The 14,150-nt window shown below is 63.0% G+C and carries 14 protein-coding genes; 1 reads left to right on the forward strand and 13 read right to left on the reverse strand.

The window, feature by feature from the left end:
- Nucleotides 1-1,180: Hsp70 family protein (locus BHC62_RS03905; RefSeq protein WP_070994279.1), on the reverse strand; the 1,180-nt coding region annotated here is incomplete at its 3' end.
- 272 nt (nt 1,181-1,452) lie between these two features.
- On the opposite strand from BHC62_RS03905, the gene cbpA reads away from it, so the two are divergent.
- The gene (gene cbpA / locus BHC62_RS03915; protein WP_070994280.1) at nt 1,453-2,397 is read left to right on the forward strand and encodes a curved DNA-binding protein; all 945 of its coding nucleotides are present in this window, start codon (nt 1,453-1,455) and stop codon (nt 2,395-2,397) included.
- Nucleotides 2,398-2,580: 183 nt separating this feature from the next.
- On the opposite strand, the gene BHC62_RS03920 is transcribed toward cbpA, so the two are convergent.
- From BHC62_RS03920 to urtA, 12 genes are all read right to left on the reverse strand, one after another.
- The gene (locus BHC62_RS03920) at nt 2,581-3,708 is read right to left on the reverse strand and encodes a sensor histidine kinase KdpD (RefSeq protein ID WP_070994281.1); all 1,128 of its coding nucleotides are present in this window, start codon (nt 3,706-3,708) and stop codon (nt 2,581-2,583) included.
- A gap of 95 nt (nt 3,709-3,803) precedes the next feature.
- A complete protein-coding gene (gene ureC, locus BHC62_RS03925) occupies nt 3,804-5,504 on the reverse strand; it encodes an urease subunit alpha (RefSeq protein ID WP_029297750.1) in 1,701 nt (566 codons plus the stop codon).
- A 111-nt stretch (nt 5,505-5,615) separates the two neighbouring features.
- Entirely contained in the window at nt 5,616-5,921 is a 306-nt protein-coding gene (locus BHC62_RS03930) for an urease subunit beta (protein WP_070994282.1), read from the reverse strand.
- Nucleotides 5,918-6,451: a GNAT family N-acetyltransferase gene (locus tag BHC62_RS03935; protein WP_070994283.1), complete on the reverse strand. Its 534-nt coding sequence runs from the start codon at nt 6,449-6,451 to the stop codon at nt 5,918-5,920. The genes BHC62_RS03930 and BHC62_RS03935 overlap by 4 nt, the downstream gene beginning before the upstream one ends.
- A 5-nt stretch (nt 6,452-6,456) precedes the next feature.
- Nucleotides 6,457-6,987 (reverse strand): GNAT family N-acetyltransferase, encoded by a 531-nt coding sequence (locus BHC62_RS03940; protein WP_029297747.1) that lies wholly within the window; start codon nt 6,985-6,987, stop codon nt 6,457-6,459.
- 9 nt (nt 6,988-6,996) lie between these two features.
- Complete coding sequence (locus tag BHC62_RS03945) at nt 6,997-7,299, reverse strand: urease subunit gamma (RefSeq protein WP_029297745.1); 303 nt, start codon at nt 7,297-7,299, stop codon at nt 6,997-6,999.
- Nucleotides 7,300-7,475: 176 nt separating this feature from the next.
- Nucleotides 7,476-8,315, reverse strand: coding sequence for an urease accessory protein UreD (locus tag BHC62_RS03950; RefSeq protein ID WP_070994284.1), 840 nt, complete (start codon nt 8,313-8,315; stop codon nt 7,476-7,478).
- A 30-nt stretch (nt 8,316-8,345) separates the two neighbouring features.
- Nucleotides 8,346-9,044, reverse strand: coding sequence for an urea ABC transporter ATP-binding subunit UrtE (urtE, locus tag BHC62_RS03955; protein WP_029297740.1), 699 nt, complete (start codon nt 9,042-9,044; stop codon nt 8,346-8,348).
- A gap of 142 nt (nt 9,045-9,186) precedes the next feature.
- Nucleotides 9,187-10,047 (reverse strand): urea ABC transporter ATP-binding protein UrtD, encoded by an 861-nt coding sequence (gene urtD, locus BHC62_RS03960; RefSeq protein WP_029297738.1) that lies wholly within the window; start codon nt 10,045-10,047, stop codon nt 9,187-9,189.
- On the reverse strand, nt 10,044-11,123 hold the full coding sequence (urtC, locus tag BHC62_RS03965; RefSeq protein WP_070994285.1) for an urea ABC transporter permease subunit UrtC: 1,080 nt from the start codon (nt 11,121-11,123) through the stop codon (nt 10,044-10,046). Before urtC ends, urtD begins: the two co-directional genes overlap by 4 nt.
- Nucleotides 11,123-12,625, reverse strand: coding sequence for an urea ABC transporter permease subunit UrtB (gene urtB, locus BHC62_RS03970; protein WP_070994286.1), 1,503 nt, complete (start codon nt 12,623-12,625; stop codon nt 11,123-11,125). Before urtB ends, urtC begins: the two co-directional genes overlap by 1 nt.
- 96 nt (nt 12,626-12,721) lie before the next feature.
- Nucleotides 12,722-13,987, reverse strand: a complete 1,266-nt coding sequence (gene urtA / locus BHC62_RS03975) for an urea ABC transporter substrate-binding protein (protein WP_029297732.1) — start codon at nt 13,985-13,987, stop codon at nt 12,722-12,724.
- Between the last annotated feature and the right edge of the window lie 163 nt (nt 13,988-14,150).

A 14,150-nucleotide genomic window follows, 5' to 3' on the forward strand; every position in this document is an offset into this window, starting at 1 on the left:
GCATCGCCGAAATGCTCTGGCGCAGGGCCGGGATGCCGCTGGAGCCGCCGGTGAAGAACACCGTGTCGACCTGGGCCACGTCTACCGAGGCGTCGTCGAGCAGTTGGGTCACGCTGTTGCGCACCCGCTCCAGCAGGTTGTCGATGGAGGACTCGAACAGGGCGCGGCTCAGTTCCACGCTCAGGCCTGGTTCTACCCGGTCCAGCGGTACATGGCGGCTGTCGTCGTGGGTGAGGTGGATTTTGGTTTCTTCCACCTCCATGGCCAGCCAGTGCCCGGCGCGCTGTTCGATCAGCTTGAACAGGCGGTCGATGCCACCGGTGTCCTCGATGTCGTAGCGCATGCTGCCCAACGCAATCTGGGATTTTTGCGAGTACACCGAGTTGATGGTGTGCCAGGTGGCCAGGTTCATATGGTGGCTGGTGGGCATGTAGGCGCCGCTTTTCATACGGCTGCCGTAGCCGAACAGCGGCATCATGCCTTGCAGACTCAGCTGTTTGTCGAAGTCGGTACCGCCGATATGCACGCCGCCGGTGGCGAGGATGTCGTCGTGGCGGTTGTCGTGCTTGCGTCGCTCGGGCGACAGGCGCACCAGGGAGAAGTCGGACGTACCGCCGCCGATGTCGACAATCAGTACCAACTCTTCTTTTTCAATGGTGGACTCGTAGTCGAAGGCTGCGGCAATCGGCTCGTACTGGAACGAGACTTCCTTGAAGCCGAGCTTGCGGGCCACGTCCACCAGGGTGTCTTCGGCCTCTTTGTCGGCCATCGGGTCGTCGTCGACGAAAAATACCGGGCGGCCCAGCACCACTTCCTCGAACTCACGACCGGCGGTGGCTTCGGCGCGGCTCTTGAGCTGGCCGATAAACAGGCCCAGCAGGTCCTTGAACGGCATGGCCGTGCCCAGCACGCTGGTGTCGTGCTTGATCAGCTTGGAGCCCAAAAGGCTCTTGAGCGAGCGCATCAGGCGGCCTTCGTAGCCTTCCAGGTACTCGTGCAGCGCCAGGCGGCCATAGACCGGGCGGCGTTCTTCGAAGTTGAAGAACACCACTGACGGCAGGGTGATCTTGTCGTCCTCCAGCGCGATAAGCGTTTCCATGCCGGGACGGATCCAGCCGACAGTGGAGTTGGACGTGCCGAAGTCGATGCCGCAGGCACGGGCTGGGGAGGTGTTGTTCATGTCTAACAGGTTCCGGTTAAAAAACGGCCGCGCAGTGTATGTCACTCGCGTGCAGATGCGTAGGCCGACTATCCGCTAAATACAGCAGACTTGTTACCTTGAAAGGTCGGCTCTTTGCCCCCAACTCCTGTGCATACGGTTGGTGGCTGTCGAAAGGATCAAGTTTGTCCTGCAAGCCGCCGATAATTTTCTGACGCACCTCGAATCGCCCCGCAATGCCCCGGCAGGCAGGGCGCGACTGTGCGATCTCGATAACGGATGGTGATGCCCCCATGGATTTCAAAGACTATTACAAGATTCTTGGTGTCGAGCCGACGGCCGACGACAAGACAATCAAGGCCGCTTATCGCAAGCTGGCGCGTAAGTATCATCCCGACGTCAGCAAGGAAAAGGACGCGGAAGCGAAGTTCAAGGACGCCTCGGAAGCCTACGAAGCGTTGAAAAGCGCAGACAAGCGCGCCGAATACGACGAGTTGCGCCGCTATGGCCAGCACGGTCAGCCCTTCCAGGGGCCGCCAGGCTGGCAGAGCCGTGGCGGGTTTGGCGGTGGCCAGGATACGGGCGAGTTTTCGGACTTCTTCAGCTCGATCTTCGGCTCGCGCGGCAATGGTTTTGGCGGTGCCCAAGGGCGCAGCCCCGGCCGTCGCGGCCAGGATGTGGAGATGGAACTGCCGGTGTTCCTGGAAGAGACCCTGTCTACCGAGTCCAAGGCGATCAGCTTCCAGATTCCGCAATACGATGCGTCGGGCCGGCATGTCAGCAACACCACCAAGAGCCTGAATGTAAAAATCCCGGCCGGTGTGGCCGATGGCGAGCGCATCCGCCTCAAGGGCCAGGGCGCGCCGGGGATTGGCGGTGGGGCCAATGGCGACCTGTACCTGATCATCAAGTTTGCGCCGCATCCCAAGTTCGAAGTCGACGGCGAAAACCTGATCATCAACCTGCCTCTGGCACCCTGGGAGCTGGCGTTGGGCGCGGAAGTCGCGGTGCCGACGTTGACCGGCAAGATCAACCTCAAGGTCCCGGCCGGCAGCCAGAATGGCCAGCGCATGCGCGCCAAGGGCCATGGCTTGCTGAACAAGGCCGGGCAACGCGGCTATCTGTTTGTGCAGCTCAAGGCCGTGATGCCCAAAAGCAGCGACGAAGAGGTCAAGGCGTTGTGGCAGGAGCTGGCGAAAAAGGCTGATTTTGATCCGCGGGAAAACTGGGGTCGCTAAGGGGGGGAGCGGGCTTACTGTGACCAGCGGGCTTGTTGTGGCGAGCGGGCTTGCCCCGCGCTGGGGTGCGAAGCAGCCCTACACCCTGCCACTGAGGTGTATCTGGAAGAATGCAGTGACTTTATTGGGGCTGCTTCGCCCCCCAGCGCGGGGCAAGCCCGCTCGCCACAATAAACAATCGCACTAGCACCGTCGCGGCAGCACCACGGTGAATGTGGTGCCTTCGGCCTCGCTGGAGGTCACTTCAATCGTGCCCTGATGGGCCAGCACCACTTCCTTGACGATAAACAGCCCCAGCCCGAGGCTGGTCGAGGTGTTGCCCAGTTCTTCAGTGGCGCTGCGTACCAGCGGGTCGAAGACGGTGCCCAGCGCCGCCTGGGGAATCGGGATGCCGTAGTTGTGCACGCTCAGTTCCACGGTGTCGGGCGTGCCCTTGAGGTTCAGGGTCACTGCCTGGCTGTTGAGGCCGTGCTGCAACGCGTTGCCAATCAGGTTCTGCAGCAGTTGATCGATTCGCCCACGATCCCACTGCCCCTGGGTGTCGTCCTCGACATGCAAATGGGCCTGGCAATCCGGGCGACCGGCGCATGCTTCGTCGATGGCGGCCTGCGCGGCGTCAGCCAGGTTCATCGGCTTGGGTTCGATCGGCAGGCTGCTGCCCAGCCGGCTGCGCACAAACTCCAATAGATCGCGGACCATTGCCCCCATATGCCGGGCGCCATTTTTGATATTGCCCACCAGGCTCAAGCCTTGGCTGTCCAGCGCGACTTTGCGCAACAACATCTCGGTGGACATGTTCACCGCCTGCAGCGGTGCGCGCAGGTCGTGGCCGAGGATGGCGAGGAAAATATCCCGCGAGCGATTGACCTGCTCGGCGTAGGCCGCGGTGGATTCGGCCAGGGCTTCGTCGATGGCCTCATTGAAGCGGATCATGTCCTGGAAGTACGTCATGTCCGGCACTTCGAGGCTATCGACCCACAGCCGGATCACACAGGCCCGCAGGTGGCGGAACTCGGAGGTCATCTGCACCAGGTCAAAACCCACGGTATGACGTAGCTCGCCATGGCTGGCGGCGGCTTCGTCCAGGCTTGGGGTTTTCTCCGGGCCTTCGCCCTTGGCCTTGGCCGCTTGTTCGTCGGCGCTCTGGCGGGTGTTCATGTCCCGTGCGGCGGCCAGCAGGATCGAGTGCGCGTGGTCGCGCAGTTGCGTGCGGTTCAGGGTGTCGGCGGCCGGGGTCAATGTTTCGGCAAACTGCTCCCATTCATCGACGATCCGCTCGGCATGCAACACGATGAATTCGGATAGGCCCATAGCCAGGTTCCCAAGTGCAAGACAGTAAAGAGGCGCATCGTAGCGCCTTACGCCTCTTCGCTTCACTGGCACACAGGGTTAATGCCGATGAACGGTCAGAATAGAAAGTAACGCTGGGCCATCGGCAACACATCCGCCGGTTCGCACCACAGCAATACACCGTCGGCCTTGACCTGATAGGTCTGCGGATCTACCTCGATCTGCGGCAGGTAGTCGTTGTGGATCAGGTCGGTCTTCTGCACCTGGCGGCAGCCCTTGACCACCCCGATCTGCTTCTTCAGGCCCAGGGCTTGCGGCAGGCCCTCGGCCAGCGCCGCCTGGCTGATAAACGTCAGGCTGGTGGCGTGCAGCGCGCTGCCGAAGCTGGCGAACATCGGCCGGTAGTGGACCGGCTGCGGCGTAGGGATCGAGCCGTTGATATCGCCCATCAGGCTTGAGGCAATCGCCCCACCCTTGAGAATCAACGTGGGCTTGATCCCGAAGAACGCCGGGCGCCACAGCACCAGGTCGGCCCACTTGCCCACCTCGATCGAGCCCACTTCATGGCTGATGCCATGGGTGATCGCCGGGTTGATGGTGTACTTGGCGATGTAGCGCTTGGCACGGAAGTTATCGTTGCCTGCTCCGTCCCCCGGCAGCGGCCCGCGCTGTTTTTTCATTTTGTCGGCGGTTTGCCAGGTGCGCATGATCACCTCGCCCACGCGGCCCATGGCCTGGCTGTCGGAGCTGATCATCGAGAATGCGCCAAGGTCATGCAGGATATCTTCGGCGGCGATGGTTTCGCGGCGGATGCGGCTTTCGGCGAAGGCCACGTCTTCGGCAATGCTCGGGTCCAGGTGATGGCAGACCATCAACATGTCCAGGTGCTCGTCGATGGTATTGCGGGTGAATGGCCGGGTCGGGTTGGTGGAGCTGGGCAGCACGTTGGGGAAACCGCAGGCCTTGATGATATCCGGCGCATGCCCGCCGCCAGCGCCTTCGGTGTGGTAGGTGTGGATGGTGCGCCCCTTGAGGGCGGCGAGGGTGGTTTCGACAAAACCGGACTCGTTGAGGGTGTCGCTGTGGATCGCCACCTGCACATCGTATTCGTCGGCCACGCTCAGGCAGTTGTCGATGCTCGCCGGGGTGGTGCCCCAGTCTTCATGCAGCTTCAAGCCAATAGCCCCGGCCTTGACCTGTTCGATCAACGGCTCAGGCAGGCTGGCGTTGCCCTTGCCGGTAAAGCCGATGTTCATCGGGAACGCATCGCTGGCCTGCAGCATGCGCGCCAGGTGCCACGGGCCCGAGGTGCAGGTGGTGGCGTTGGTGCCGGTGGCCGGCCCGGTGCCGCCGCCGATCATGGTGGTGACGCCACTGGTCAGCGCCTCTTCGATCTGCTGCGGGCAGATGAAGTGCACATGGGTGTCGATGCCGCCGGCGGTGAGGATCATGCCTTCGCCGGCAATCACTTCGGTGCTGGCGCCGATGGCCAGGGTCACGCCCGGCTGGATATCCGGGTTGCCGGCCTTGCCGATCCCGGCGATACGCCCGTTCTTCAGGCCGACATCGGCCTTGACGATACCCCAGTGATCGATGATCAGCGCGTTGGTGATCACCGTGTCGACCACGTCGGCGGCCAGCAGTTGGCTCTGGCCCTGGCCGTCGCGGATAACTTTGCCGCCGCCGAACTTCACTTCTTCGCCGTAGGTGGTGAAGTCCTGTTCCACTTCAATCCACAGCTCGGTATCGGCCAGGCGGACCTTGTCGCCGACGGTGGGGCCGAACATGTCGGCGTAGGCTTGGCGGCTGATTTTCATAGGGGTGTCCTGAAGAATTTGTGTTGAATGTGAATCCGCTATCGCAGGCAAGCCAGCTCCCACATTTGAAATGCGTTCCCATGTGGGAGCTGGCTTGCCTGCGATGCGGCCCTACAGGTCGCCCATGATGCGTCCGGCAAACCCGAACACCCGGCGCAACCCCGCCAGCTCCACCAACTCCACCTCGCGGCTCTGCCCTGGCTCAAAGCGCACCGCCGTGCCCGCCGGGATGTTCAGGCGCATGCCGCGGCTCAGGGCACGATCGAAGGCCAGCGCGTCGTTGGTCTCGAAAAAATGGTAATGGGAGCCGACCTGGATCGGCCGGTCGCCGCTGTTGGCCACGCTCAGGGTGACAGTGCGGCGGCCCACGTTGAGTTCGATTTCACCAGGCTGGATCTGATATTCACCAGGAATCATGCAGGTTGCCCCAGGGTCTTGTAGTAGATGGCGGTCGGGCTGTAGCGCCCGTCCGGGCTTTGGCAGTAGTCCGGCAGTTCGCCGATCTTGGTGTAGCGCAGCGCCTGGTAGAAAGCTTCGGCGGGGGAGCCGGCTTCGGTGTCCAGGTACAGCAGGCCGCGCTTGTGCTGGCGCGCGCACAGCTCCAGGGCGCTCATCAATTGCTGGCCGAGGCCGTGGCGCCGGGCGTCATTGCGCACCAGCAGCTTTTGCACCTCGGCGCGGTTGAGGCCGTTGGCTTTCTGGCACAGCGCCAGTTGTACGCTGGCCAGCACCTGTTCATCGCGCACCACCACCCACAGCAGCAGGCTGGAGTCCTCGATACCGGCCTGTACGCCGTCGAAATAGTCCCGTGCCTGAGCCGCGTCGAGGTCGGCCATGAAGCCCACCGATGCGCCGTGCTGCACGGCGTCCAGCAACAGCTCAATCAAACCCTGGCGGTAATGGGCAAAGCTTTCGGTGTTCACTCGACGCAGTTGGGCGGCGCTCATTGCTGTTACTCCTTGTGAACCGCCGGCGGCTGGGCGCCAGGGTTGAGCATCAGTTGCATAAAGGTCAGGTCCAGCCAGCGGCCGAACTTGGTGCCCACCTGGGCCATTTGCCCGGTGATGCCAAAGCCCAGGCGCTCATGCAGGCGGATCGAGGCCTGGTTGCCGCTTTCGATGGCGGCGACCATCACGTGTTTGTCGCAGGCCCTGGCGCGTTCGATCAGGGCCTGCATCAGCAGGGGGCCGAGGCCTTTGCCGCGTTGGTCATTGCGCACATACACCGAATGCTCGACGGTATGGCGAAAGCCGTCGAAGGGCCGCCAGTCACCGAACGAGGCATAGCCGACCACGTGCTCGGCCTCCACCGCCACCAGGATCGGATAGAACTGTGCCTGGCGCGCACTGAACCAGGCCTGGCGGTTGCCCAGGTCCACCGGTTGGTCGTTCCAGATCGCCGTGGTGTTGAGCACGGCATCGTTGTAGATATCGCGGATCGCCGGCAGGTCGCCGTGCACCGCGTCACGAATCAGCAAGGACATGGCCGGGCCTCAGGCGATGGGTTGGTGGACGGTCACCAGCTTGGTGCCGTCGGGGAAGGTGGCTTCGACCTGGATATCCGGGATCATCTCCGGAATGCCTTCCATCACTTGCTCGCGAGTGAGCAGGGTGGTGCCAAAGTGCATTAGGTCGGCCACCGTGCGCCCGTCGCGCGCGCCCTCGAGCAGGGCGGCGGAGATGTAGGCGATGGTTTCCGGGTAGTTGAGCTTCACCCCGCGCGCCAGGCGGCGTTCGGCCACAAGGCCTGCGGTGAAGATCAGCAGTTTGTCTTTTTCCCGTGGGGTCAGGTCCATGGTCAGCAATCCGTCATAAAAAGCATTCTAAAAAACACCGAAAATCCAATGTGGGAGCTGGCTTGCCTGCGATGGCAGCACCTAGGTTTGTCTGGGGGGCCGAGTCGCCTGTATCGCAGGCAAGCCAGCTCCCACACAAGCCAGCTCCCACACAAGTTCAGTTCCACCTTGAATGTTCAGGTGTTCCAAATTCTTGGGGGCACAGCTTCACGCCCCAGCAATGCCGGGCGCAACAGCCGCCACAGATCAATCAACCAGGCCCGCGCCAGTAACGTCTCGCTGGCCAGGCAGCGCGCCACCAGCAAACCGGGCAGTTGGGTCAGGTCGCCACGCACTGCATGCGGCAGCGCACGGCATTGTTCAAGCAGTTCGGTATCGATTTCCCCGCTCACCAGCAACGTGGCAAACACCGGCTGCCCATCCAGGCCAATCGGTGAGTCGAGCAGGCCGTCGTCGCCCACAATGCGTTGGCGCTCATGCCACAGCAACTGGCCGTCGCGGCGGATATCCAGGTGCGACTGAAAGTGCCCCCGGTCGAAACGCTCGCCACTGGCCGGGCGCCCTAGCGCCACCACGTCCCAGTAGAACAGCCGGGCGTCGCCTTCGAGGTTGATGCGCGTGCTGAGTTCGGCCTGGGCGGCGCTGAACACGATGGTTTCCTGGGGCAGCCACTCCAGGGTGGCGCCGGCCTCGACCGTCAATACCACCTGCTGGTAGGCCGGCCCGCTGGCGCGATACCACTTGGCGGCGCCGGGGCTGGTCAATTGCGCCCACGCGCCCTCAGCCAGATGGGCGGTGATATCCAGGCGATCCCCCCCGGCAATCCCGCCCGGCGGGTGCACGATGATGTGCTGGCACACCTCGGGGCCTTCGGCGTACAGGTGCTTTTGCACCCGCAGCGGGCCCAGGTGGCGGCGCAGTACCGGACGAGTGGTCGCGCCGAATCGTGCATAGCCCAACTCCAGCGCGGCGTGCCAGCTGGGGGTGAACAGGGCGGTGGGGGCAGGAACAGTCATGGTTTGGGCTTATCAACGAGACGCTACAGATTAGATGGTAACCAGGCCGCGTACACCCTCGGCCTCCATATTTTCACCACGGCCTTGCTGGACGATTTCCCCGCGGGACATCACCAGGTATTGATCGGCCAGCTCGGCGGCGAAGTCGTAGAACTGCTCCACCAGCAAAATCGCCATGTCGCCGCGCTCGGCGAGTTTCTTGATCACCGCACCGATCTCCTTGATCACCGAGGGCTGGATGCCTTCGGTGGGCTCGTCGAGGATCAGCAGGCGTGGGCGGCTGGCCAGGGCGCGGCCGATGGCCAGTTGCTGCTGCTGGCCGCCAGACAGGTCGCCACCGCGCCGATGCTTCATTTGCAGCAGCACCGGGAATAGCTCGTAGATAAACGCCGGGACTTGCTTGGCTTCGCTGCCGGGAAAACGCGACAGGCCCATCAGCAGGTTTTCTTCCACCGTCAGCCGGCCGAAAATCTCCCGGCCCTGGGGCACGTAGGCAATGCCGGCGTGTACCCGCTGGTGCGGCTTGAAACCGGTGATGGCCTTGCCTTCCCAGTTCACCGCGCCTTCCTTGGCGGGCAACAGGCCCATCAGGCATTTGAGCAGGGTGGTCTTGCCCACGCCGTTACGGCCGAGCAGGCAGGTGACTTCACCGACTTTCACGTCAAAGGACAGGCCGCGCAGGATGTGGCTGCCGCCGTAGTACTGGTGCAATTTGTCGACTTGCAGCATGTTCAAACTCTCCTCAATTCCCTGTAGGAGCGAGCGTGCTCGCGAAAAACGCCAAGGCACCGCGGGCATTCAGGCTCGGCGCGTTATCGTTGACGATCTTCGCGAGCAAGCTCGCTCCTACAGAGAGCAATCCGCATCGGGTTCAGCGACCGAGGTACACCTCGATGACGCGCTCGTTTTCCTGCACCTGTTCCAGCGACCCTTCGGCCAGCACACTGCCCTGGTGCAACACCGTGACGTGGTCGGCGATCGAGCCGACAAAGCCCATGTCGTGCTCCACCACCATCAGCGAATGCTTGCCCGCCAGGCGCTTGAACAGCTCGGCGGTGAACTCGGTCTCGGCGTCGGTCATGCCGGCCACCGGCTCGTCGAGCAGCAACAGCTGTGGGTCTTGCATCAGCAGCATGCCGATTTCCAGGAACTGCTTCTGGCCGTGGGACAGCAAACCGGCCGGGCGTTGTGCCGATGCGCTAAGGCGGATGGTGTCCAGCACCTCTTCGATGCGGTCCTTCTGTTCCCCGCCAAGGCGTGCGCGCAGGCTGGCCCATACCGATTTGTCGGTCTTCTGCGCCAGTTCCAGGTTCTCGAACACGCTCAGGGCTTCGAACACCGTGGGCTTCTGGAACTTGCGGCCGATGCCGGCCTGGGCGATCTGCACTTCGCTCATGCGGGTCAGGTCCAGGGTTTCGCCGAACCAGGCCTTGCCGTGACTGGGGCGGGTCTTGCCGGTGATCACGTCCATCAGGGTGGTCTTGCCTGCGCCATTGGGGCCGATGATGCAGCGCAGTTCGCCAACGCCGATGTACAGGTTCAAGTCATTGAGGGCCTTGAAGCCGTCGAAGCTGACGCTGATGTCTTCCAGGGTCAGGATCGTGCCGTGGCGCGTGTTCAGGCCTTTGCCGGCGGCCTGGCCGAGGCCGATGGCATCGCGGCTGGTGCCCTGGTCGCGGTTCGGTTCGATGATCGGTTCGAGCATGAACTGGTCGGTTGCCGTGACTCTCATTGTTCGCCCCTTTTCTTCAACAGGCCGATGATGCCCTTGGGCAGGTACAGGGTGACGATGATGAACAGCGCCCCAAGGAAGAACAGCCAGTACTCCGGGAAGGCCACGGTGAACCAGCTCTTCATGCCGTTGACCACGCCGGCACCCAGCAGCGGGCCGATCAGCGTGCCGCGCCCGCCCAGGGCGACCCACACGGCGGCTTCGATAGAGTTGGTCGGTGACATTTCGCTGGGGTTGATGATGCCCACCTGCGGCACGTACAGCGCCCCGGCCAGGCCGCACAGCACGGCGCTCAACACCCAGACAAACAGCTTGAAACCACGGGGGTCGTAGCCGCAGAACATCAGGCGGTTTTCTGCATCGCGCAGGGCCGTCAGCACGCGGCCGAACTTGCTCCGGGCCAGGCGCCAGCCGATAAACAGGCTGCCCACCAACAGCAGCACCGTGGCCAGGAACAGCACCGCACGGGTGCCGGGTTCGGTGATGCCAAAGCCCAGGATGCTGCGGAAGTTGGTAAAGCCGTTATTGCCGCCAAAGCCGGTCTCGTTGCGGAAAAACAACAGCATCCCGGCAAAGGTCAGGGCCTGGGTCATGATCGAGAAATACACGCCCTTGATCCGTGAGCGGAAGGCGAAGAAACCGAACACCAGCGCCAGCAAGCCCGGTGCCAATACCACCAGGCACAGGGCCCAGAGGAAGTGCTCGGTGCCGAGCCAATACCACGGCAGTTCGGTCCACGACAGGAAGGTCATGAACGCCGGCAACTCGCTGCCGGCGGCCTGGCGCATCAGGTACATGCCCATCGCGTAACCGCCGAGGGCAAAGAACAGGCCGTGGCCCAGGGACAACATGCCGGCGTAGCCCCACACCAGGTCCAGGGCCAGGGCGACGATGGCGTAGCAGAGAATCTTGCCCACCAGGGTCAGGGTGTACGCCGAGACGTGGAATGCACTCTCTGCGGGCAACAGCGACAGCAGCGGCAACGCCAGCAGCACGGCGAGGATCACCGCGCCCACCGCAATCGTCACCTTGGGGCCGGCCTTTTGCGCGGCCGTGAGCATCAATGGCTGGTTCATCAGTCGATCACCCGTCCTTTCAGTGCGAAGAGTCCTTGCGGGCGTTTCTGGATAAACAGAATGATCAGCGCGAGGATCAGGATTTTGCCGAGCACGGCACCGATCTGCGGTTCAAGAATCTTGTTGGCAATCCCCAGGCCGAAGGCGGCCATGACACTGCCGGCCAGTTGGCCGACGCCGCCGAGTACCACCACCAGGAACGAGTCGATGATGTAGCTCTGGCCCAGGTCCGGGCCGACGTTGCCGATCTGGCTCAGGGCCACGCCACCCAGGCCTGCGATGCCCGAGCCGAGGCCAAAGGCGAGCATGTCCACGCGCCCGGTGGGCACGCCGCAGCAGGCGGCCATGTTGCGGTTCTGGGTCACGGCGCGCACGTTGAGGCCCAGGCGGGTCTTGTTCAGCAGCAGCCAGGTCAGCACCACCACGCACAACGCAAAGCCGATGATGACGATGCGGTTGTATGGCAGCACCAGGTTGGGTAGCACCTGGATCCCGCCCGACAGCCAGGCCGGGTTGGCCACTTCGACGTTCTGTGCGCCGAACAGCAAGCGCACCAGTTGGATCAGCATCAGGCTGATGCCCCAGGTGGCCAGCAGGGTTTCCAGCGGCCGCCCGTAGAGATGACGGATCACCGTGCGCTCTAGCGCCATGCCGATGCCGGCGGTGACAAAAAACGCCACCGGCAGCGCGAGCAACGGGTAGAACTCGATGGCCTGGGGCACGTAGCGCTGCATCAGCAACTGCACCACATAGGTGGAGTAGGCACCGAGCATCAGCATCTCGCCGTGGGCCATATTGATCACGCCGAGCAGGCCGAAGGTGATCGCCAGGCCCAGGGCCGCCAGCAACAGGATCGAGCCCAGGGACATGCCGCTGAAGGCCTGGCCGAGCACTTCGCCCACCAGCAGCTTGCGCTTGACCTGGGCCAGGCTGGTTTCGGCGGCGGTGTGCACCCCGGCATCGGTTTCTACGCCAGGCGCCAGCAGCGCTTCCAGGCGCGTGCGGGCCAGTGGGTCGCCGGTGCTGCCCAGCAGACGCACGGCAGCCAGGCGCACGGCCGGGTCGGGGTCGACCAGTTGCAGGTTGGCCATGGCCAGGCTCAGGGCGCTGTGTACCTCGTCATTGGTTTCGCTGGCGAGTTGCTGGTCGAGGAATTTCAGTTGCGCAGGTTGCGCGCTTTTTTGCAGGGTCTGGGCGGCGGCCAGGCGGACCTTGGGGTCGGCGGCGAGCAGTTGCTGGCTGGCCTGCACGTTGTTGATCAAGCCACGCAGGCGGTTGTTCAAGCGTACGGTCTTGGTTTCGCCGTTGACGCTGACTTGGCCTTGTTGCAGGGCGTTGACCAACTCGATGCGCGCCGGGTCGGGCTGGGCGGCCCAGTCTTGCAACAGTTTGGCCTGTTGCATGGGGTTGGCCGCGAGGAAGTCTTCGGCATCGCCTGCGTGTGCGGCCAGGGGCAGCAACAGCAGGCAGGCCAGGATGAAACGGTGGAGGGCAGTGGGCATAAACAAATGTCCTGGTCATGCACGGACTAGGTTTATGTGGGAGCGAGCAAGTCGAATCGTCGCACCGCCGCTCCCACATTTGATCTGTGTTGGGGCTTAGTTGCTCTTCACCGCGTGATCCGGCTTCTTGTCATTGCCAGGGATGTACGGGCTCCATGGCTGGGCGCGGATCGGCCCTTCGGTCTGCCACACCACCGAGAACTGCCCGTCCGACTGGATCTCACCAATCATCACCGGCTTGTGCAGGTGGTGGTTGGTCTTGTCCATGGTCAGGGTGTAGCCCGACGGCGCGGCGAAGGTCTGGCCGCCCAGGGCTTCACGCACTTTGTCGACGTCGGTGGACTTGGCTTTTTCCACGGCCTGCGCCCACATGTGGATGCCGACGTAGGTGGCTTCCATCGGGTCGTTGGTCACGGCCTTGTCGGCGCCCGGCAGGTTTTTCGCCTTGGCATAGGCTTTCCAGTCGGCGACGAACTTGGCGTTGACCGGGTTCTCTACCGACTGGAAGTAGTTCCACGCCGCCAGGTTGCCCACCAGCGGCTTGGTGTCGATGCCGCGCAGTTCTTCTTCGCCGACCGAGAACGCCACCACCGGAACCTCGGTGGCTTTCAGGCCCTGGTTGGCCAGTTCCTTGTAGAACGGCACGTTGGAGTCGCCGTTAACCGTGGACACCACGGCCGTCTTGCCGCCCGCCGAGAACTTCTTGATGTTGGCGACGATGGTCTGGTAATCGCTATGGCCGAACGGGGTGTAGACCTCTTCGATGTCTTTGTCGGCCACGCCTTTGGAATGCAGGAACGCGCGCAGGATCTTATTGGTGGTGCGTGGGTAAACGTAGTCGGTGCCCAGCAGGAAGAAGCGCTTGGCGCTGCCGCCTTCTTCGCTCATCAGGTACTCCACCGCCGGGATTGCCTGCTGGTTGGGCGCCGCACCGGTGTAGAACACGTTGGGCGACATTTCTTCACCTTCGTACTGCACCGGGTAGAACAGCAAGCCATTGAGTTCTTCGAACACCGGCAGCACCGATTTGCGCGACACCGAGGTCCAGCAACCAAACACCACCGCGACCTTGTCCTGGGTCAGCAACTGCCGGCCTTTCTCGGCAAACAGCGGCCAGTTGGACGCAGGGTCCACCACCACCGGCTCGAGCATCTTGCCGTTCACGCCACCCTTGGCGTTGATCTCGTCGATGGTCATCAGCGCCATGTCCTTGAGGGACGTTTCGGAGATGGCCATGGTTCCGGACAGCGAATGCAGGATGCCGACCTTGATGGTCTCGGCGGCCTGGACAGTCCAGGTCATGCCCATGGCGGCAATGGATGCCGACAGAGTGAAAGCCTTTATCAAGCTGCGACGCTTCATGGTGTGGTCTCCAGAACTCAATATTTTTAGGGGGCAGGTAGGGCGCTGAGGGAGCGTTTGCAAAGGCTGTGCCTACTGCGAGTGGTCCCTGGTTATGCGGGGAGTCAGGCGTCTGGATCGCGAGCGATGCACCAAGTCAGGGCTTGTTTCAGGTGTTGGTGCA

The sequence above is a fragment of the Pseudomonas sp. 06C 126 genome (assembly GCF_001855215.1).
In the GTDB taxonomy this organism is placed as follows: domain Bacteria; phylum Pseudomonadota; class Gammaproteobacteria; order Pseudomonadales; family Pseudomonadaceae; genus Aquipseudomonas; species Aquipseudomonas proteolytica.

Coding starts and splice junctions, on each gene's coding strand:
- cbpA (WP_070994280.1), top strand. CDS start 1,453: ATGGATTTCAAAGACTATTACAAGATTCTTGGTGTCGAGCCGACGGCC.
- BHC62_RS03920 (WP_070994281.1), bottom strand. CDS start 3,708: ATGGGCCTATCCGAATTCATCGTGTTGCATGCCGAGCGGATCGTCGAT.
- ureC (WP_029297750.1), bottom strand. CDS start 5,504: ATGAAAATCAGCCGCCAAGCCTACGCCGACATGTTCGGCCCCACCGTC.
- BHC62_RS03930 (WP_070994282.1), bottom strand. CDS start 5,921: ATGATTCCTGGTGAATATCAGATCCAGCCTGGTGAAATCGAACTCAAC.
- BHC62_RS03935 (WP_070994283.1), bottom strand. CDS start 6,451: ATGAGCGCCGCCCAACTGCGTCGAGTGAACACCGAAAGCTTTGCCCAT.
- BHC62_RS03940 (WP_029297747.1), bottom strand. CDS start 6,987: ATGTCCTTGCTGATTCGTGACGCGGTGCACGGCGACCTGCCGGCGATC.
- BHC62_RS03945 (WP_029297745.1), bottom strand. CDS start 7,299: ATGGACCTGACCCCACGGGAAAAAGACAAACTGCTGATCTTCACCGCA.
- BHC62_RS03950 (WP_070994284.1), bottom strand. CDS start 8,315: ATGACTGTTCCTGCCCCCACCGCCCTGTTCACCCCCAGCTGGCACGCC.
- urtE (WP_029297740.1), bottom strand. CDS start 9,044: ATGCTGCAAGTCGACAAATTGCACCAGTACTACGGCGGCAGCCACATC.
- urtD (WP_029297738.1), bottom strand. CDS start 10,047: ATGAGAGTCACGGCAACCGACCAGTTCATGCTCGAACCGATCATCGAA.
- urtC (WP_070994285.1), bottom strand. CDS start 11,123: ATGAACCAGCCATTGATGCTCACGGCCGCGCAAAAGGCCGGCCCCAAG.
- urtB (WP_070994286.1), bottom strand. CDS start 12,625: ATGCCCACTGCCCTCCACCGTTTCATCCTGGCCTGCCTGCTGTTGCTG.
- urtA (WP_029297732.1), bottom strand. CDS start 13,987: ATGAAGCGTCGCAGCTTGATAAAGGCTTTCACTCTGTCGGCATCCATT.